Source organism: Streptomyces sp. NPDC030862, assembly GCF_055571835.1.
The window spans coordinates 660,508-680,414 of record NZ_JBVIEN010000002.1 but is presented as its reverse complement, the minus strand read 5'-3'; the positions used below and the strand labels follow the sequence as shown (position 1 = coordinate 680,414).

Annotated in this window: 16 protein-coding genes; 8 read left to right on the top strand and 8 right to left on the bottom strand. The window is 70.8% G+C overall.

Annotated features, from left to right (window positions below; genetic code table 11):
- Positions 1-47: 47 nt before the first annotated feature.
- Positions 48-230, bottom strand: coding sequence for a hypothetical protein (locus tag ACZ42X_RS07300; protein WP_361428148.1), 183 nt, complete (start codon positions 228-230; stop codon positions 48-50).
- A gap of 586 nt (positions 231-816) precedes the next feature.
- Between ACZ42X_RS07300 and ACZ42X_RS07295 the strand changes: the two genes are divergently transcribed.
- From ACZ42X_RS07295 to ACZ42X_RS07260, 8 genes are all read left to right on the top strand, one after another.
- On the top strand, positions 817-4,437 hold the full coding sequence (locus ACZ42X_RS07295) for a sensor histidine kinase (RefSeq protein ID WP_468285213.1): 3,621 nt from the start codon (positions 817-819) through the stop codon (positions 4,435-4,437).
- Positions 4,438-4,446: 9 nt separating this feature from the next.
- Entirely contained in the window at positions 4,447-4,860 is a 414-nt protein-coding gene (locus ACZ42X_RS07290) for a roadblock/LC7 domain-containing protein (protein ID WP_361419743.1), read from the top strand.
- 147 nt (positions 4,861-5,007) lie between these two features.
- The gene (locus tag ACZ42X_RS07285) at positions 5,008-5,415 is read left to right on the top strand and encodes a DUF742 domain-containing protein (protein ID WP_355356342.1); all 408 of its coding nucleotides are present in this window, start codon (positions 5,008-5,010) and stop codon (positions 5,413-5,415) included.
- The gene (locus tag ACZ42X_RS07280; protein WP_361418491.1) at positions 5,396-5,986 is read left to right on the top strand and encodes a GTP-binding protein; all 591 of its coding nucleotides are present in this window, start codon (positions 5,396-5,398) and stop codon (positions 5,984-5,986) included. The genes ACZ42X_RS07285 and ACZ42X_RS07280 overlap by 20 nt, the downstream gene beginning before the upstream one ends.
- Before the next feature lie 351 nt (positions 5,987-6,337).
- Positions 6,338-9,643, top strand: a complete 3,306-nt coding sequence (locus tag ACZ42X_RS07275; protein ID WP_468285210.1) for a sensor histidine kinase — start codon at positions 6,338-6,340, stop codon at positions 9,641-9,643.
- 10 nt (positions 9,644-9,653) lie between these two features.
- On the top strand, positions 9,654-10,067 hold the full coding sequence (locus ACZ42X_RS07270) for a roadblock/LC7 domain-containing protein (protein ID WP_030980891.1): 414 nt from the start codon (positions 9,654-9,656) through the stop codon (positions 10,065-10,067).
- Between the two features lie 99 nt (positions 10,068-10,166).
- Positions 10,167-10,745 carry a DUF742 domain-containing protein gene (locus ACZ42X_RS07265; protein WP_468285208.1) on the top strand — a complete coding sequence of 193 codons (579 nt, stop codon included), beginning with the start codon at positions 10,167-10,169 and terminating at the stop codon, positions 10,743-10,745.
- Positions 10,726-11,307 carry a GTP-binding protein gene (locus ACZ42X_RS07260; RefSeq protein WP_069978110.1) on the top strand — a complete coding sequence of 194 codons (582 nt, stop codon included), beginning with the start codon at positions 10,726-10,728 and terminating at the stop codon, positions 11,305-11,307. Before ACZ42X_RS07265 ends, ACZ42X_RS07260 begins: the two co-directional genes overlap by 20 nt.
- Positions 11,308-11,443: 136 nt before the next feature.
- Here ACZ42X_RS07260 and ACZ42X_RS07255 read toward each other — a convergent pair whose 3' ends face one another.
- The 7 genes from ACZ42X_RS07255 to ACZ42X_RS07225 form a co-directional block, all read right to left on the bottom strand.
- Positions 11,444-11,641 (bottom strand): acyl-CoA carboxylase subunit epsilon, encoded by a 198-nt coding sequence (locus ACZ42X_RS07255; protein WP_468285206.1) that lies wholly within the window; start codon positions 11,639-11,641, stop codon positions 11,444-11,446.
- 19 nt (positions 11,642-11,660) lie between these two features.
- Entirely contained in the window at positions 11,661-13,244 is a 1,584-nt protein-coding gene (locus ACZ42X_RS07250) for an acyl-CoA carboxylase subunit beta (RefSeq protein ID WP_468285203.1), read from the bottom strand.
- A gap of 163 nt (positions 13,245-13,407) precedes the next feature.
- Positions 13,408-15,675, bottom strand: a complete 2,268-nt coding sequence (locus ACZ42X_RS07245) for a polysaccharide lyase 8 family protein (RefSeq protein ID WP_468285200.1) — start codon at positions 15,673-15,675, stop codon at positions 13,408-13,410.
- A gap of 109 nt (positions 15,676-15,784) precedes the next feature.
- Positions 15,785-18,181 carry a polysaccharide lyase 8 family protein gene (locus tag ACZ42X_RS07240; RefSeq protein WP_468285196.1) on the bottom strand — a complete coding sequence of 799 codons (2,397 nt, stop codon included), beginning with the start codon at positions 18,179-18,181 and terminating at the stop codon, positions 15,785-15,787.
- A 201-nt stretch (positions 18,182-18,382) separates the two neighbouring features.
- Positions 18,383-18,805, bottom strand: coding sequence for a hypothetical protein (locus tag ACZ42X_RS07235; protein WP_468285193.1), 423 nt, complete (start codon positions 18,803-18,805; stop codon positions 18,383-18,385).
- A gap of 55 nt (positions 18,806-18,860) precedes the next feature.
- A complete protein-coding gene (locus tag ACZ42X_RS07230) occupies positions 18,861-19,313 on the bottom strand; it encodes a hypothetical protein (protein ID WP_468285190.1) in 453 nt (150 codons plus the stop codon).
- 101 nt (positions 19,314-19,414) lie between these two features.
- Positions 19,415-19,876, bottom strand: coding sequence for a hypothetical protein (locus ACZ42X_RS07225; RefSeq protein WP_468285187.1), 462 nt, complete (start codon positions 19,874-19,876; stop codon positions 19,415-19,417).
- Positions 19,877-19,907: the final 31 nt, after the last annotated feature.

Below are 19,907 nucleotides of genomic sequence, written 5' to 3'. Positions count from 1 at the left end.
AGTCTGACGCTCCAGGCTAACGCGGGAGGCGCGGCCGACCTGCCGGATTACCGCGCGGCGGGGACCGGGGCGTCCATGAGGGTCGTGCGCCGCGGGTTGGCGGTGCTGGCCGGGAGGTCCGTCGGGTGCTCCGGCTTCACGCCCTGGGCGAGCTCACCGGCGTCGGCCAGGTGCGCCAGGGTGGTGCGGCGGGGGTTGGCGATGGAGCGGATGATCATCGTCGTCTTCATCGGTGGGTCGGACCTCGGCAGGTAGGGGTTTACAGAACGGGTGTCTATGTAAAGCGTCAGGCTAAACATTCGATTCCCCGCCCATAGCGGTAAGAGGCACCGATCTATATGTGAGTTTGCTCACGACACCAGGGACAATCCGGACCTTTCAGGCCGCTGGTTGGACCAGTGAAAACGGACATTGCACATGTGAAGCGCTCATTCCGCTCCTGATCATGGCGACTAGGACACCCCCCGCCCGTAAGCGACTCGTCCGCTGAAGTCCGTTTCCTCCCCTAACGGCTTCCACATACGGTGAGGGTCCGCGCACACTCCGCGACCGGGCCCGGGGTGGGTACCGTCGCCCTTGTTGGAGTTCCGGCACTGTGCTGGAATTCCACGCACCGCCGCGGAATCAGACCGGCGCGCAGCGGGCGCAACGCAGCGCCGAAGCGGCGGCGGGAAGGGGATCTGCGCCGGTCACTCACGACCACCATGGAGCGCGACTCGCGCTCCACGACGCCGACACCGTCCTTTCCGTTCACGCGGAGGGACGCCTGGTCCAGAGGTTGCGACGCTAGTGCAGGGACGTTTCAAGAGGGATGGCATGGGGTCTCCCCCGGCCCGCAAGGGCCGAGGGGAAGCTGCGGCGGAGCAGGAGCCGCGCGGCGGGACCGACCGCGGCTCCTCACCCCAGCGCACCCAGAACCCCGGACAGGCGGCCGCCGGTGACGGCGCCGGCCGCGCCGGACGCGGGAGTGCCGCACCGGGCGGCTCCGAGTCCCCGGCCGCTCCGAAGGGCAAGGGTGTCAAGGGCACCAAGGCCGCGAAGGGCGCCAAGGGCAAGAGCGCCGGGCCGAACGACACCGGCTCCCGAATAGCCCTGCGCAACTGGCGCATCAGCACCCGTCTCGTCTCCCTGCTCGCCCTGCCCGTGGTCGCCGCGACCACGCTGGGTGGACTCCGTATCAACGAGTCCATGAACGACATGGAGCAGCTGGACCACATGCAGCTGCTCACCAAGCTCACCAAAGAGGCGACCGACCTCGCCCAGGCGCTCCAGGAGGAGCGCGACCTGACGGCGGGCCCGCTCTCCAACCGCACCGACGCGGACGGTCCGATCAGCTCGGACTACAAGATCACCGAGAAGCGCAAGACGGCCGACCTCGCGCAGAAGGCCTTCCTGGACGCCACCGAGGAGATCGGTGACACCCAGGACGACGAGGCCCTGCAGTCGATCCGGTCGAACGTGAACCAGATCGCCACCCAGGTGATCACCCTCGGGGACATCCGCAAGGACGCCTACAAGGAAGGCGTGCAGGACTCGCAGACGGTCGAGCGCTACAGCCGGCTGATCGAGTCGCTGCTGAGCCTTTCGCAGGACATGGCCCAGGCGACCAGCAACCCCGACATGATCAAGCGCACGCGTGCGCTGGCGGCGTTCTCGTCCGCCAAGGAGTACGCGTCCATCCAGCGCGCGATCATCGCCGCCGCGCTGCCGAAGAGCGACCGGGAGAAGGGCAACCTCAACCCGAACGACCGCCTCTACGGCCAGGCCGCCCGCAGCAACGAGCGCGCGGCCCTGCAGTCCTTCCAGGCGATCTACTCGTCCTCCGGCGGCGACGCCACGGAGCTGCTGGCCCCGCTCAACACCGGCAACCCCAACATCGTCGAGGCGGACAAGTACGCGGACCGCGTGCTGAACGACGCCAACGGCATGGGGACCCAGCCGCCGCGCGGTTACCTGGACTGGACCGACGAGTACGACTCCAAGATCACGGCCATGAAGCGCATCGAGTTCCAGCTGCTCGGTGAGATGGACACCAAGGCCCGTGAGCTGCGCCAGGAGGAGCAGCGCGACGCCATCATCAACGGTGCGCTGATCCTGCTGGTCCTCGGCGTCTCGCTGATCGGCGCCTTCGTGGTGGCCCGCTCCATGATCCGCTCGCTGCGCCGCCTCCAGGACACCGCGACCAAGGTCGCCCAGGAGCGCCTGCCCGAGCTGGTCAAGCAGCTGTCCGAGTCCGACCCGCAGGACGTGGACACGTCCGTGGAGTCGGTCGGTGTGCACTCACGGGACGAGATCGGCCAGGTGGCCGCGGCCTTCGACGACGTGCACCGCGAGGCGGTCCGCCTCGCCGCCGAGCAGGCCCTGCTGCGGGGCAACGTCAACGCGATGTTCACCAACCTCTCGCGCCGCTCCCAGGGTCTGATCCAGCGTCAGCTGTCGCTCATCTCCGAGCTGGAGTCGCGCGAGGCCGACCCGGACCAGCTGTCCTCGCTCTTCAAGCTCGACCACCTCGCGACGCGTATGCGCCGTAACGGTGAGAACCTGCTCGTCCTCGCCGGTGAGGAGCCGGGGCGCCGGTGGACCCGGCCCGTCCCGCTCGTCGACGTGCTCCGCGCCGCCGCGTCCGAGGTGGAGCAGTACGAGCGCATCGAACTCGCCTCGGTCCCGGCGACCGAGGTCGCCGGCCGCGTCGTCAACGACCTCGTGCACCTTCTCGCCGAGCTGCTGGAGAACGCCACGTCGTTCTCCTCGCCGCAGACCAAGGTGCGCGTCACCGGTCACGCCCTGCCCGACGGGCGCGTGCTCGTCGAGATCCACGACACCGGCATCGGCCTCTCCCCCGAGGACCTCGCCGCGATCAACGAGCGGCTCGCGTCGCCGCCCACCGTGGACGTGTCGGTCTCCCGCCGCATGGGCCTGTTCGTGGTCGGCCGCCTGTCCCTGCGACACGGCATCCGCATCCAGCTGCGGCCGTCCGACTCGGGCGGTACGACGGCACTGGTCATGCTCCCCGTGGACGTCGCCCAGGGCGGCAAGCTCCCGGGCAAGCCGGGCCAGGGCGGTCAGCCCGGTCCGGGCGGTCCCGGTGGCCCCGGTGGCCAGGGCGCGATGCCGCAGGGCCCGGCCGCCGGCCGGGCGGGTCTGCCCGGCGGCCCGGGTGCGGCCGGTGGCGGTCGGCCCGGCCTGACCGGTGGTCCCGGCGGCCAGGGCGGCCCCGGTGCGGGCCTCGGCGCCGGAGCCGGTGCCGGTGCGGCGCGCGGTCAGGTGGGCGCGGGCTCCGCGGGCCGGACGGCGCAGGCCGGTCAGCCCGGTCAGCCCGGCGGTCAGCAGCCTGCGCGGCAGGGCCAGCACGCCCGGCCGAACCAGCCCCAGCAGACCCAGTACCAGCAGCCGCAGCAGCCCCAGTCCCCGCAGCCGCAGCCGCAGGAACCGCAGCGTCAGGACGCGGGCCTCACGGGCTCGTTCAACGGCGCCGGCGACCCCGCGACCGGGGGCATCCCGACCCGCTCGGACATCTGGCAGAACACCCAGGCCCCGCAGGCGAACGCCCCGCAGGCCGGACCCCAGCGGGGCCGGCAGCAGGGCCAGCAGCCGGCCCGGCGCCGGCAGCAGCAGCTGCCCGGAACCGCCGGCGGTCCGCGCGCCGAACTGCCCGGTGGCTCCCCGCAGCAGCAGCCGCAGCAGGCACGCCAGCCCCAGCAGCCGGCCCAGCAGCAGCCGCAGCGCCCCTCGCGCCCGCAGACCACCAGCTGGGGCAGCGACCAGGCCCCCGTGCCCCCGCAGCAGCGGACCACGCCGCTGGACGCGCCGCGCGGCCACGAGGAGCCCGAGGCCACCGGTCAGTACGCGCTGCCGGCCGCTCCGCAGTCGGGTGACGGTCGCACGCCGCTGTACGACACCCTGGAGACCAACTGGTTCCACGGTTCCGCGCAGCAGGACGGCCGTCAGGCCCAGCCGGGCGGTCAGCAGGCCCAGCAGCCGCACCAGCAGGGCCAGCACCAGCAGCACCAGTCCCAGCAGCAGCACCACCAGCAGCAGGACCGGTTCGCCGCGCACGACCAGACGGTCCCCGTCCCCGTCGTACCGCAGCAGCCGGCCCAGCAGCAGCGCGCGGCCGCCCGGCCGGACGCGGCCACCACGGCCGCCTGGCGTACGTCCCCCAACGACGAACTGGTGCGCCAGGCCGAGCGGGTCCGCAAGCCCGCGGCCGGCGGCGTCACCACGTCCGGCCTGCCCAAGCGGGTGCCGCGCGCCAACCTGGTGCCGGGTACCGCGCAGGAGCAGCAGCACCAGTCCGGTCCGCAGGTCTCGCGCGCGCCCGACGACGTGCGCGGTCGGCTGACCAACCTCCGCCGGGGCATCCAGCAGGGCCGCCAAGCCGGCGGCTCGACGACTGGCAGCTTCAATATCGGCCCCACTCACCCGCAGGAGCGCTAGTTGAGCCCGATGAGCCAGGCCGCGCAGAACCTGAACTGGTTGATCACCAGCTTCGTGGACAACACCCCCGGCGTATCCCACACCGTGGTGGTATCGGCCGACGGCCTCCTGCTGGCCATGTCGGAGGGATTCCCCCGCGACCGCGCGGACCAGCTCGCGGCCGTGGCGTCCGGGCTGACCTCGCTGACCGCGGGGGCGTCGCGGATCTTCGAAGGCGGGCCGGTCGCGCAGACCGTGGTGGAGATGGAACGCGGTTTCCTCTTCATCATGTCGATCTCGGACGGCTCCTCCATGGCGGTGCTCGCGCACCCCGACTGCGACATCGGCCTCGTCGGCTACGAGATGACGCTGCTGGTCGACCGGGCCGGCAGCGTTCTGACCCCGGACCTCAGAGCCGAGCTCCAGGGCAGCCTGCTCCGTTAGCTCAACCCCGGGGCGGTACGTACTCCCTCCCCCCTCGTGTACGTACCGCCTCTCGTTCTTGTTCATTTGTCGGCCGCCCCATCCGGCCCCCCACCGGCCCCGTCACGACGGCACGCAGTGGACCTGCTGTCACGACCCGGAGGATCCATGACCCCGCCCACCGCCTCTCACGATCCGTACGGCGCGTCCTTGGACGCCGCGTACGGACACGAAGGCGATCAGCCGCTGGTCCGTCCGTACGCCATGACCGGCGGACGGACCCGGCCGCGCTACCAGCTCGCCATCGAGGCGCTGGTCAGCACGACCGCCGACCCGGCGCACCTGGGAAGCCTGCTTCCCGAGCACCAGCGGATCTGCCACCTGTGCCGTGAGGTGAAGTCGGTGGCGGAGGTGTCGGCGCTGCTGTCGATGCCGCTGGGTGTGGCGCGGATCCTCGTCGCCGACCTGGCGGAGGCGGGCATGGTGGCGATCCACCAGCCGGGCAATGGAGAGGCCGGCGGTACGCCGGACGTGACGCTGCTGGAAAGGGTGCTCAGTGGACTTCGCAAGCTCTAGCGGCGGCGCCGGAGGCGGCGGCCGTTCGACCACCAGCGCGAAGATCGTGGTGGCGGGCGGCTTCGGCGTGGGCAAGACCACGTTCGTCGGTGCCGTCTCGGAGATCAACCCGCTGCGTACCGAGGCCGTCATGACGTCCGCGTCCGCCGGAATCGACGACCTCACCCACACCGGCGACAAGACCACCACGACCGTGGCCATGGACTTCGGCCGCATCACCCTGGACCAGGACCTGATCCTGTACCTCTTCGGTACCCCCGGACAGGACCGCTTCTGGTTCATGTGGGACGACCTCGTCCGCGGCGCCATCGGCGCCATCGTGCTGGTCGACACGAGAAGACTGGCCGACTGCTTCCCCGCCGTCGACTACTTCGAGAACAGCGGCCTCCCCTTCGTCGTGGCCCTGAACGGTTTCGAGGGGCACCAGCCGTACACGCCGGAAGAGGTCCGCGAGGCCCTCCAGATCGGCCCCGACACCCCCATCATCACCACCGACGCCCGCCACCGCGCCGACGCCAAGAGCGCCCTCATCACGCTCGTCGAACACGCCCTGATGGCACGGCTCAAGTAGGCGTGGATATACGGCAGTTGTCGTAGACATCCAGTGAATGGAGAGCGGGTCGGCATGTGTCCTGGGACACGGTCGGCCCGCGCAAACATAACGTTTCGACAGAGAATTGGGGCGCGCCGGACACGACCCGCGTTCGCGCGGTGCCGCTGCGCTCACGCGAGCCTCGCCTTTTGGCGGGGCTCGCTCTTTATGCCCGTTTTATCGGGGGTCTGGACCAGTGACGGCGGCCGAATCCCGCTGTTTGGAACGCGGCCGCTTTACGTGCTGCAATGCGACGAACTCCCGAGTAGTACGGCCCTGAACAGAAAAACGGCACAACGTAGGTGCCGGCGCCGAGAGGTTGTTGGTCGAGTGAGGCGAAGCAAGAACAGCGCCGCAGAGCAGCAGGCGCGGGGAAACTTCACCCCGCCCGCGCGCACTGCGGTGCCGCCTGCCGATGCGCCCGGAACACCGTCGGACGGCCCCGCCGCCGGCACCGGCAGCACAAGCAAGTTGTCCCCGCGCAACTGGCGGGTGCCGACCAGGCTGAACGCGATCCTCCTCATACCCGTGCTCGTCGGCCTCGTCATGGGCGGCTTCCAGGTGAAGTCGTCCATCGACACCTGGAACGAAGCCCAGGACGCCGAGAAGACGGCCCTCCTCGTGCGCGCCGCCTCCGAGTACGGCGGGGCCCTCCTCAACGAGCGTGACCTCACCGCCGCGCCCCTGCTGACCGCGAAGAGCGCCGAGGACCGCGAGGCCGCCCCGGTCAAGGAGGCGTACGCCAAGACCGACGCCGCCAAGGCGAAGTTCGACGCCGCCGTCCAGAACATGCCCGACGACCCGGGCCTCCAGCGCCGCCTCAAGCTCTTCCGCGCGGAGGAGCCCACCCTGGAGCAGCTGCGCGAGACCGCGTACACCAGGGCCATGGACCCGACGAAGACCGAAGAGGGCTACGTCAAGGTCCAGCACTCGCTGATGGAGTTCTCCAACGAGCTCGGCCTCGGCACCGGCAACGTCACCGCCTACGGCCGTACCGTCTACGCCATCCAGCTCGCCAAGGCCGCCGAGTCGCTCCAGCGCTCCATCGGCATGCACCTGCTGATCCGGCCGAGCAAGGACGACGCCACCTTCGCGCAGCAGTCCGTCGCCTTCCACTCGTACAACTACCTGGAGCAGATCGCCCTCGGCGAGTACGTCTCCGGCGGCACCGCCGAGGACCAGGAGAAGCTCGTCCAGGTCATGACCGGCAAGGCGACCGAGGGCGCCAAGCGGCTCAAGGAGGCGGGCCTCGACCCGCCCATGGACAAGCAGGGCTCCGTCTACGGGGGCATGGTCGCCAAGATCGGCGAGGCCCAGGACGCCGACGCCATCCGGGACCTGCAGGACAAGGACGTCACCCCCGAGACCTGGATGGGCGCCGCGACGGCGAAGTTCGAGGGCTACAGCGAGATCGAGGCCGACCTCGTCACCAAGGCCGTGGAAGAGGCCGAGAACATCTCCGCCGACGCCCAGACGGACGCGTTCGTCACCGGTGGCATCGTCGTGATCGCCCTCCTCGCCGCGTTCATCCTCGCCGGGATGATGGCCCGCCAGATGAGCACCTCGATGCGCCGGCTGCGTACCGCCGCCTTCGACGTCGCCGAGCAGCGCCTGCCGATGCTGGTCGACCAGCTCTCGCGCACCGACCCGGGCCGCGTGGACACCCGCGTGCAGCCCATCCCGATCAACTCCCAGGACGAGATCGGCGAGGTCGCCCGCGCCTTCGACCAGGTCCACCGCGAGGCCGTCCGGCTCGCCGCCGAGCAGGCCCTCCTGCGGGGCAACGTCAACGCGATCTTCACCAACCTGTCGCAGCGCAACCAGTCGCTGATCGAGGGCCAGCTGACCCTGATCACCGACCTGGAGAACAACGAGGCCGACCCGGACCAGCTGGAGAACCTCTTCAAGCTGGACCACCTGGCCACCCGTATGCGCCGCAACGGCGAGAACCTCCTCATCCTCGCGGGCGAGGAGCCCGGCCGCCGCTGGAACCAGCCGGTTCCGCTGGTGGACGTCCTGCGTGCCGCCTCCTCGGAGGTGGAGCAGTACGAGCGCATCGAGCTCACCGGCGTACCGGAGTCGGAGATCCACGGCCAGGCCGTGACCGACCTCGTGCACCTGCTCGCCGAGCTGCTGGAGAACGCCACCACGTTCTCCTCGCCGCAGACCAAGGTCCGCGTCACCGCGACCCGCCTGCCCGACGGCCGCGTGATGATCGAGATCCACGACAAGGGCATCGGCCTGACCGCCGAGGACTTCGCGGACATCAACCACAAGCTGGCGAACCCGCCGACCGTCGACGCCGCGATCTCGCAGCGCATGGGCCTCTTCGTGGTCGGCCGCCTCGCCGACCGGCACGGCATCCGCGTCCAGCTGCGCCCCTCGGGCGAGCAGGCCGGTACGACGTCGCTGGTCATGCTCCCGGACGCGATCACCCACGGTGGTGGCGGCGACCCGGCGATGGAGGACGACTTCACCGTCTCCCAGATCATCCCGGAGCAGCAGGCGTACGAGGCCGCCCCGCTGCGTACGGCGGCGGAGCTGGGCTTCGACGACTCGCGCTACGAGCAGGGCTCGGGCCAGGAGCCGACGCTGGACCCGGTGGGCCGCTCGCTGATGCGCGAGGAGCGCCGTGCGGCGCTGGGCGCGCAGCTGTTCCGCGACGAGTCGGACCAGCAGCCCCAGGGCGCCTACGGGCAGCCCCAGGAGGCGTACGAGCCGCAGCGCGACCCCTACGAGGCGCAGCGCGAGCAGCAGCAACAGCAGCAGTACGACCAGCAGTACGACCAGCAGCAGCAGTCGTACGAGCCGCAGGCCGCGTACCCGCAGAACGGCTACGACCAGTTCGGCGGTCAGGAGTACCCGACCGGCGAGTACGCCACGGGTGAGTACGCGACCGGTGAATACGCCACCGGCGAGTACCCCGAACCCGGCTATACGGAATCGCCGTTCCCGGATCGGGACGGTCCGCAGCAGCAGTACGACGGCTCCTTCGACACCAGTGCCCACCAGGGCGACTGGCCGGATCAGGGTGCGTACGCGGGCGGCTACGAGGAAGCGTTCGGTACGGAATCGGAATCTGCGCAGGACGGTCACACGAACGGCCCTGAGCGCGTAGGCTTCTCCTCGGGTCCCGCCCCGAGCACCGGACACGAGCTGACCGACGCCGGTCTGCCGCGCCGTGGCAGCGGCGGCCAGCAGCAGCCCGCGCGGCAGCAGGCTCCGCAGCAGCAGGACCGGTCGCAGGAGCGGTCGCAGCAGCAGGCGCAGCAGACTCCGCAGCAGCAGGGTTCGCAGCAGCAGACTCCGCAGCAGCAGGCTTCGCAGAGCGAGGACGGTTCCGAGGGCTGGCGTTCGACGAACGACGAGCGCTGGCAGCGGGCCGAGAAGCTCCGCAAGCCCGCGGCCGGCGGGGTCACCCCCTCCGGACTGCCGCGGCGGGTCCCCAAGGCCAATCTGGTCGAGGGCAAGGCAGAGCAGACCCCGCAGGGCGGCCCACAGGTCTCCCGCGCCCCTGAGGACGTGCGAGGCAGGTTGAGCAACCTGCGCCGCGGTGTCCAGCAGGGACGCAACGCGGGAACGGACACGAACGGACCGGGCCTCGGCCCGGGTAGCACCTACAACCAGGAGCGTTAGTGTGAGCCCGATGAGCCAGGCGGCGCAGAATCTGAACTGGTTGATCACCAACTTCGTGGACAACACCCCCGGGGTGTCCCACACGGTGGTGGTCTCCGCCGACGGACTCCTGCTGGCGATGTCCGAGGGTTTTCCCCGTGACCGTGCCGACCAGCTCGCCGCCGTCGCCTCCGGACTGACCTCGCTGACCGCGGGGGCGTCCCGGATCTTCGAAGGCGGTGCGGTCAACCAGACCGTGGTGGAGATGGAGCGCGGCTTCCTCTTCATCATGTCGATCTCGGACGGCTCCTCGCTGGCCGTCCTCGCCCACCCGGACGCCGACATCGGTCTCGTCGGCTACGAGATGGCGCTTCTGGTCGACCGTGCGGGCACTGTCCTTACCCCGGATCTGCGTGCGGAACTCCAGGGAAGTCTTCTCAACTAGCAGACGGACCGTGCGTTTATCGCCACCGCGCCATAAGGTGCGGTGGCGCGGGTCCACAGGGACATGGACCGGCGAACGGTAGTCGGAGGAGGAAGAAACGTGGCAACACCCCCGGGCGGACACCACCCATACGACGGTGCGCATCAGTCACAGGGTGAGGCAGGCCAGAACCGCTTCAACTTCCCTTCGGCGCCGAGCGGGCACGGCACCCAGCAGCCCTACCAGGGACCTCCGTCGTACGTACAGCCGCAGGCTCCGCGCATCCAGCCGGGGCAGCAGCGGCGCAGGGGCCCGCAGTCGGGTTCGGCCTCGTCGTCGGGCTCCGCGGGAAACACCCACAATCCGCTGGTCCGTCCGTACGCCATGACCGGCGGCCGGACGCGGCCGCGTTACCAGCTCGCCATCGAGGCGCTGGTGTCGACCACGGCCGATCCGTCGCGGCTGCAAGGGCAGTTGCCCGAGCACCAGCGGATCTGCCGGCTGTGCTTCGAGATCAAGTCGGTGGCTGAGATCTCGGCGCTTCTCTCCATCCCCCTCGGCGTTGCCCGGATCCTCGTCGCCGACCTGGCGGAGGCCGGACTTGTCGCCATCCACCAGCCCGGCGGCGACGAGTCCGCCGGCGGCCAGCCAGACGTGACACTGCTCGAAAGGGTGCTCAGTGGACTTCGCAAGCTCTAGCGGCGGTGCAGCCCGCTCAACCACCAGCGCGAAGATCGTGGTGGCGGGCGGCTTCGGCGTGGGCAAGACCACGTTCGTCGGTGCCGTCTCGGAGATCAACCCGCTGCGTACCGAGGCCGTCATGACGTCCGCGTCCGCCGGAATCGACGACCTCACCCACACCGGCGACAAGACCACCACGACCGTGGCCATGGACTTCGGCCGCATCACCCTGGACCAGGACCTGATCCTGTACCTCTTCGGTACCCCCGGACAGGACCGCTTCTGGTTCATGTGGGACGACCTCGTCCGCGGCGCCATCGGCGCCGTCGTCCTGGTGGACACCCGCCGCCTCGCCGACTGCTTCCCCGCCGTCGACTACTTCGAGAACAGCGGCCTCCCCTTCGTCATCGCCCTCAACGGCTTCGACGGCCACCAGCCGTACACCCCCGACGAGGTCCGCGAAGCCCTCCAGATCGGCCCCGACACCCCGATCATCACCACCGACGCCCGCCACCGCGCCGACGCCAAGAGCGCCCTCATCACGCTCGTGGAGCACGCGCTGATGGCCCGTCTGCGGTAGGTCTCCGGGAGTTCACGGAAAGGCCCGCGCACCGAAAGGTGCGCGGGCCTTTCCCGTGGTGCCGTACGCCCCTGTGGGCATGGCGAAGGGCCCCGCGTTCCTCACGGACGCGGGGCCCTTCGTCGGTGCCGGGGTGTCAGCCCTGCCAGCTGTGCGGGGCGCGGAAGCCGGACTGGCGCTCCAGGCGGCGCCAGCCGGCCGTGGAGCGGCGGGGCTCGGTGGCCGTGTCGGCGGGCTGGGCGCCCGCGCGGGCCATGAGGATGGCGGTGATGGCGGCCAGTTCCTCGGGGTCGGCGTGGCCCTTCTCGACGCGGAGGAGGGAAGCGTTGGTCACGAAGGTCTCCTACGGGGTCTTACTGGGGCGGGTTGCCGTGCTTGCGGGACGGCAGGTCGGCGTGCTTCGTGCGGAGCATCGCGAGGGAGGCGATGAGCACGGAGCGGGTCTCGGCGGGGTCGATGACGTCGTCCACGAGACCGCGCTCGGCGGCGTAGTACGGGTGCATCAGCTCGGCCTTGTACTCCTTGACCATGCGTGCGCGCATGGCCTCGGGGTCCTCGGCGTCGGCGATCTGGCGGCGGAAGATGACGTTGGCCGCGCCCTCGGCGCCCATGACCGCGATCTCGTTCGTCGGCCAGGCGTAGGTGAGGTCGGCGCCGATGGACTGGGAGTCCATGACGATGTACGCGCCGCCGTAGGCCTTGCGCAGGATCAGCGAGATGCGCGGCACGGTGGCGTTGCAGTACGCGTACAGCAGCTTGGCGCCGTGGCGGATGATGCCGCCGTGCTCCTGGTCGACGCCCGGCAGGAAGCCGGGGACGTCCAGCAGCGTGAGGATCGGGATGTTGAAGGCGTCGCACATCTGGACGAAGCGGGCGGCCTTCTCGGACGCCTCGATGTCCAGCACGCCGGCCAGCGTCTGCGGCTGGTTGGCGACGATGCCGACGACCTGGCCGTCGAGGCGGGCGAGGGCGCAGATGATGTTGCGCGCCCAGCGCTCGTGGATCTCCAGGTAGTCGCCGTCGTCGACGAGCTCCTCGATGACCTTGGCCATGTCGTACGGCCGGTTGCCGTCGGCCGGGACCAGGTCGAGCAGGACGTCCGAGCGGCGGTCCGCCGGGTCGTCGCTCGTGTGCGTCGGCGGGTTCTCGCGGTTGTTGGACGGCAGCATCGACAGCAGGTACCGCACCTCGGCGATGCAGGTCTCCTCGTCGTCGTACGCGAAGTGCGCGACGCCGCTGGTCTCGGCGTGGACGTCGGCGCCGCCCAGGCCGTTCTGGGTGATCTCCTCGCCCGTCACGGCCTTGACCACGTCGGGGCCGGTGATGAACATCTGCGAGGTGTCGCGGACCATGAAGACGAAGTCCGTCAGCGCCGGGCTGTAGGCCGCGCCGCCCGCGCACGGGCCGAGCATCACGCTGATCTGCGGGATGACACCGGAGGCACGCGTGTTGCGCTGGAAGATGCCGCCGTAGCCGGCGAGCGCGGAGACGCCCTCCTGGATACGGGCTCCGGCGCCGTCGTTCAGGGAGACCAGCGGCGCGCCGGCCGCGATGGCCATGTCCATGATCTTGTGGATCTTGGTGGCGTGGGCCTCGCCCAGCGCGCCGCCGAAGATCCGGAAGTCGTGCGCGTAGACGAAGACCGTGCGGCCCTCGACCGTGCCCCAGCCGGTGATCACACCGTCCGTGTAGGGCTTCTTGTTCTCCAGACCGAAGCCGGTGGCACGGTGCCGGCGCAGCTGCTCGACCTCGTGGAACGAGTCCGGGTCCAGGAGCAGCTCGATGCGCTCACGCGCGGTCAGCTTGCCCTTGGCGTGCTGCGCTTCCGTCGCACGGTCACTCGGGCCACGGCGGGCCTCCTCGCGCAGGGCGTGCAGCTCGGCCACACGCCCCCGGGCGTCGGTCGGCTCGCTCTGGGTTTCGTCGACAACGGTCATGTACTGACCCTACGAAGCCGACCAAGAAAATCACGCCGTCGACTCCGTACAGTCTCCGGGCTGATCTGCTGTGAGCCTTGAACAGAACCATTCGGCCGAGCGGTGGAAGTGCCAGCCCCCGGCCACTCACCCTTGTGGGGGTCCGACAAGGCCCGGCCGTGCTTCAGTCGATGGACACCTCGCAGCGGTGGCCCGTCCCGGCCGTCCCCGGGGTGACGCGCAGCCGCAGCGTACGGCCGGTCGCCAGGACCTCGACGGCCGTGTCGTGGCCGAGGACGCGGTGGGCGGGGTGGTGCCAGATGATCTCCAGCGGTGCGCCGGTGCGCGGCGGCTCGCTGATGTGGAGGGTGGCGGTCCGGCCCCGCCGGCGGACGAGCACGCTCGCCGGGGCGGTCGCGCTGAGCGGCCCCACCGTACCGGGCTGCCAGAAGTTCGCGGCGGTCAGGCCGAGGGAGCGTACGGCGACGGCCTGCTGGGCGGCGGTGTTGGCGAGGACGTCCAGCCAGTGGGGGTCGTGCGCGCGGGCGGCGACGGTGCGCACGGCGGCGCCGGGCATCAGGACGTACGCGTACGAGGCGTCGGCCGGGTCGGTGCCGTGGTCCAGCCAGAGGGTCTGGTAGCGGCGGGTGCGGCGCTCGGTGGTGGAGGTGGTGTTGATGTCGCGCCAGGCGCCGGTGCGGTCCTCCCGCAGGGTGTGCAGCGCCGCCGTGCCCTCCGGGAGGATCCAGCCGCCGTGGCCTTCGAGGTGGGCCCAGTGGGTGCCGGTGGTGAGGCGCTGCGTACCGGCTTCGCCGAGGCAGCGGTTGTCGACGATCGTCTCGACGGGGACGCCGTCGGCGGCGGTGATGCCGGCGCCGAGGCAGACGACGGCGTCGGCGGCGCAGAACCAGGACTTGCGGGCGTCCAGGGTCGAGCCGAGGCCGCGCAGGTGCTGACCGACGGCGGCATACTCGCCGTCCGTCACTCCGCCGACCCAGCGCACGTCGGGCTTGGGCGCGCCCCATTCGCCGCCCGCGCGGTCGGGGAGCCGCTTCGTCGACACGGTGGTGCCGGGGAGGCGGTACCAGTCGACGGTGGGCCAGAACCAGTCGGTGTACTGGCCGCCGGTCGAGTCGGTCCACCAGGAGAGCATTCCTGCACCGGTGTGCCAGCCGCGCGGGTTCTCGCCGTTGCCGCACTCGTAGTACGCGATGCGGTCGGAGGCCATGGCGATGTTGGCGGCCCAGCCGGGGCGGCGGTGCACGGCTCTGGCCATGGAGGCGAAGAGGGTGTGGCCGACGGGTTCGGGCGCGGCGGGGACGGGTGAGGCGGCGACCGCGTGCAGCCGGGCGAGGTCGGCGACGCCGAACTGACCGGCGGTGAGGACCGGGGAGACGGTGTCGCGTTCGATCCAGCCCTTCACGCGGGCGTGCCAGCGGGCGCGCTCGGCGGGGCCGGCGGCGTCCGCGAGCAGCGCGATGGCGGCCATGACGCCCTGCCCGTGGTAGTGGTCGCTGCGCATCGTGCCCCGGACGTCGTTGCGGAGCAGTCCGCGGCTGATGGCCCGTCCGTTGACGCTGTCCATCATCAGGCCGTTGTAGAGCAGGGGCGCGTACGCCTTCTCAACCGAGTCCAGGACGATCTGGCGGGCGGGGTCGGTGACGGCCCACGGGGATCCGGTGAGCAGGGCGAAGAGGCGGCCGAGGCCGTCCAGCATGACCTGTCCGTACGTACCGGAGTACGCCACCCACGTGTGCTGGACGAAGCCGCCGTCGGCGTAGAGGCCGTCGCCGGAGGTGACGTACGGGAAGACGGGCGAGAGTGCGTCGCGCGCGAGGGCGATCTTGTCGGGGCGGCGGCCGAGGACGCCGCGCAGGGCGACGGAGCGGCACAGGTCGACACGGTTGGCGCCGGTGGAGGTGCCGCTGTAGTCGGTGAGCACCGCGTCCGGGATGAAGTGGTCGACGGCGGCGCAGGCGGCCTCGATCCGGGCCGGGCCGAGCGCGTCGTAGAGGGTGGCGGTGATGTCCATGAGGAGGCGCGGGCTGCCGATCTGCCACTCCCACCAGTTGCCGTAGCGGGTGGTGGAGGGGTGGTAGACGCGCTCCGAGAGGTGGTCGAGGCCGCGCAGGACGTCGGCGAGGAGGCCGGGGTCGCCGGTGTGGCCGGTGCCCGGCTGGGCGTACGCCTGGGTCATGGCCCACAGGCGGTGGTAGCTCTGGGTGATGCCGGAGGGCGGGTCGAAGGGGTAGCCGGGCCAGAGGGTGGTGGCGGTGGGGGCCATGGAGGCGCGGAAGCGGGCGGCGAGGTCGCCGGTCTCGGCGAGGCGGGAGGCGTACGGTTCGGCGGCCGGGTCGTAGCCGGTGCCGAGCTGGAGGCCGAGCCAGCGCCGGCGCAGCCCCTCGAAGTCGGCGTCGGCGTCGTCGGCGTGGGCTTCGCGCGATGCTGTCATGGCCAACCCCAACGCGGTGGCGGCGAGAAAGGTGCGGCGAGTCCAGTCGGGCACGTTCGGCGGCACGGGAGCCTCCCGGGGGAAGTGGTGTGGACCGGTCGAGCGCGGTTCACGCCAGTCGCACCACCGCCTTGTGGACGGCGCCCAGTGTGCCGGGCGTGATCCGCAGCGTCAGCGCGGAGCCGGTCGACAGCACCTGAACGGAGGGGTCCTTGGACACGACGGACGCCACGGCCCGGCGCCAGGTCAGGTCGATCGCGGCGCCGTCCCGCAGGGGCCCGGAGACGCACACGGTGGCGGTGTCGCCGGTCTCGCGGATGAGGACGCTCGCGGGCGCGGAGACCGTCACCGGCCCGGCCGTCCCGGCGAGCCAGAAGGTGACGCCCGTGAAGCCGAGCGCGGGAACGCGGACTCCCTGCTGGTCGTTGGTGTTGGCGAGCACCGCCGACCAGGAGGTGTCGGCGGCGCGGGCCGAGGTCTGCGCGGCCGTGGCGCCCGGCATGAGGACGTAGGCGTACGTCGCCCACGTGGGATCGGTCCCGTGGTCGAACCAGAGCGTCAGATAGCGGCGGGTGACAGGGTCCGTGCTCGCCCCCTTGTTGATGGTGGACCAGGCGCCGGTGCGTGCCTCGCGCAGCGCCTTGAGGCCGCTGGGCGCGCCCCCGGGGAAGACATACCCGCCGTGCCCGGCGAGGTGCGCCCAGCGGGCGCCGGTGAGGCCGGCGCTCCAGCCGGGGGTGGTGGACTGGGCCGAGCCGTCGACGGTGAAGCCGTGGACTCCGGCGGCGCCCAGGTTGCGGTTGTCGACGGTCGACTCGACGCGGGCTCCGTCGCGGCCGTGGATGCCGGCGCCGAGGCAGACGACGGCGTCGTCCAGGAAGAACCAGGACTTCTTGGCGAGGAGCGTGGACGACAGGCCCTTCAGGTACTGGCCGACGGCGGCGTAGGTGCCGTCCGTGGCCCCGCCGACCCAGCGCACGTCGGGCCGTGCCACGCCCCACGCCCCGCCCTCGCCGTCGGCCAGGGCCTTGCGGGAGGCGGTGGTGCCGGGCAGCCGGTAGGGGTCGACGGTGGGCCAGAAGTCGTCGCTGTACTGGCCGTTGGCGTAGGTGTCGCCCCACCAGTAGAGCATTCCGGAGCCGCTGTGCCAGGCGCGCAGGTTCTCGCCGTTGCCGTTCTCGTAGTACGTGATGCGGCGCGACGCCATGGACAGGGCGGCGGCCCAGCCGGGGCGGCGGTGGACGGCGCGGTCCATGGCGGGGAAGAGCCGGTGGCCGACCGGTTCGGGGCTGGGGGCGGCCGGACCGTCGGCGACGGCCTTGAGGCGGGAGAGGGCGGCGACGCCGAGGGCCGGGCTGGCGAGGAGGGGGCTGACGTAGTCGCGGGCGATCCAGCCCTTGACCATGGATTCCCAGCGCGCCTTCTCGGTGGCGGAGGCGGTGCGCGCGAGCAGCGCGATGCTGGCGATGACGCCGTGCCCGCGCAGGTGGTCGTCCTGGCGGACCCGGCGGGTGTCGGCCTGCTGGACGCCCCGGCTGACGGCCCGCCCCGAGACGCCGTCCATCGCGAGGCCGTTGTAGAGGAAGGGCGCGTACGCCTTCTCGACGGAGTCGAGGACGACCTGCCGGCCGGGGTCGGTGACCTCCCACGCCGACCCCTTCAGCAGGGCGAAGAGGTGGGCGAGCCCACCGAGCATCACGGCGCCGTACGACCCGGCGTACGGCACGTACAGGTGCTGGATGAAGCTGCCGTCGGCGTGGAGCCCGTCGCCGGAGGTGACGTACGGGAAGACGGGCGAGAGGGCGTCGCGCGCAAGGGCGAGCTTGGCGGGGGTCCTGCCGAGGACGCCGCGCAGGGCGAGGACGCGGCACAGGTCGACGCGGTTGGCGCCGGTGGAGGTGCCGGAGTAGGCGGCGACCGCGCTGTCGGGGACGAAGTGGTCGACGGCGGCGCAGTGTGCGGCGATGCGGGCGGCGCCGAGGTGGTCGTACAGCAGGACATCGATGTCCAGCAGGGCCTGCGGGATGCCGATCTGCCAGTTGTACCAGTTGCCGTAGCGGGCCTGGGAGGCGTGGTACGCCTGGTCGTGGAGGTGGTCGAGCCCGGTGAGGATCTCGGCGCGCAGGGTGGTGTCACCGGTGAGTCCGGTGCCGGGCTGGGCGTACGCCTCGGCCATGGTGCGCAGGCGGTGGTAGCTGGTGCCCAGGTTGCCGGAGTACGTGTACGACTCGGCGTCGGTGTCCGGTTCGGGGTCGGCGTAGGGCAGGTCGGGCCACAGGGACCCGGCCGCCGGGGCCATGGCGGCGCGCAGGCCCCGGGCGGTGGTGCCGAGGTCGGCGAGCTTGGTGGCGTACGGCTCGGCGGTGGGGGTGAAGCCGGTGCCGAGGATGAGGTCGCGCCAGGTGAGGCGGAGGGTGTCGTACGCGTCGGCGGCGAGAGCCGAGGGGACCGACGCGGTGAGCGGGACGGTGGCGGCGGCGAGCAGGAGGGCGCGGCGGGAGGGCACGGGGGACCTCCGGGAGGGGCGGTACGTCGTTGAACCCGGGACCACTCGGGTGAACGGTTTTTCCCACACGTACGAACAAGGGTCAATGAATCGCGCACGATCGTTCAAAAGCGATCGAACGCTCAACCCCGGTCCCCCGCCCCTTCCGTGGGCGGTCCGCGCCCGCGACGTACCGCCGGGCCGCCGATCCGGCCCCCTCGGTCAGATGTGGTCGTCGATGCCGTTGAAGTTCAGCCGCGCGTTCATCGTCAGCAGGCCGGAAGCGGTCTTCGTCGGGCCGTAGCACCCGCGGGTGTAGCCGGGCTGGAGAGTGGACGGGGCGCAGTCGACGTCGCCGCCGTAGTTGGTCATGATCTCTCCCTCGATGGCGATGGCGACGCTCGCCTTGTTCTGCACGACGAGGATGGTCTGGTGGCCGCCGCTGCTGTTGTGGAGACCGCAGAGCTTGAAGAAGACGTTGCGGGAGCCCTTGTGCTGCTGGTACGTCGTGCATTCCCACGATGAGTTCGTGTCGACGGGCTTCCAGTTCACTTCCGCGGCCGAGGCCTGAGGCGTGGCGAGGGCGAGGGCGCCGACCATCGCGGTGGCCAGTGCGAGGCAGCGGTGTACGGACGACTTCTTCATGTGTTCCCCTGAGTGGTGGGTCGGCGTCGGGAAGGTGCGGCGGGGCGGTGAGGACTCAGCAGCTGTGGGTGTACGAGCGGGACGTCACCGAAGAGGCCGATCCGTCGACACGCCACGTGCTGTGAGCCGTGATGGTGAAGGGCTTGCACCCCACGTACACGCTCGGGCCCAGGCACCCCCGCTGGAAACCGGAGTTGAGCGTGCTGTATTTGCAGTGGTGGGCGTTCTCGTAATAGAGCTGGTTGGACTGGATGAACGAACCGAAGTCGATCGCCCGTCCCGAGTTGTTGGAGATGACCGAGACGGCCTGCGCGTAGCCGCTGGAGTTGGCGATGATGCAGGTCTGGCCGACCACGCCCGCGGGAGCCTTGTGCAGAGGGGTGGTGGTACCGCAGTGCCAGTTGGCGTTGGGCTTGATCTCCTGCCAGTAGTCCGAGGCGTAGGCAGGCTGGGAACCCATCAGCAGGATGGCCGCGAAGGCGGCGATGACCGTTCCCGCGCGGCGCACGGCACGCAGGGGAAAACGTCCGTTGACGGCACGTCGTGAGAGTTTCCGCATGAAGACCTCCAAGGTCTACGAAGGGGTGAAGTGACGAGGAAGGCGGTGGCTCAGCCGTGCCACGAGTCGACGCTGAGGTTGGCCTCTTCGTCACCGTTCATGTAGAGCTGGGAGGTCGCCGCGATGTCGCGGGTCCCCGAGAAGGTCGTGCCGAAGCAGCCGCGGGTGTAGCCCGGGTTGAGCGTCGAATGCGTGCACACGGCGCGCCAGGAGCCTTCGTAGACGCCCCCTGTGTTCTCCGTCTCGAGCACACCGCGGATGTCGGCGGCCTTGGTACCGCTGTTCTGGACGACGAGCACGGCCTGGGCGTCGTTGTTGGCGTTGCGCACGATGCAGGTCTTGAACTTGATGTTGTAGGACAGCCGGTGCGACTTGTACGTCGAACAGCTCCAGTTCGCGTTGGTGTCCACCGGCTGCCAGTACGGAGGCGCCGCCGAAGCGGGCCCGACAGTGACCAGGCCGGCGCCGAGCAGGGTCATGCTCGCGGCGAGTACGCCCAGCATCTTCTTCATGAGTTCTTCCTTCACGGGGATCACCCGAGGG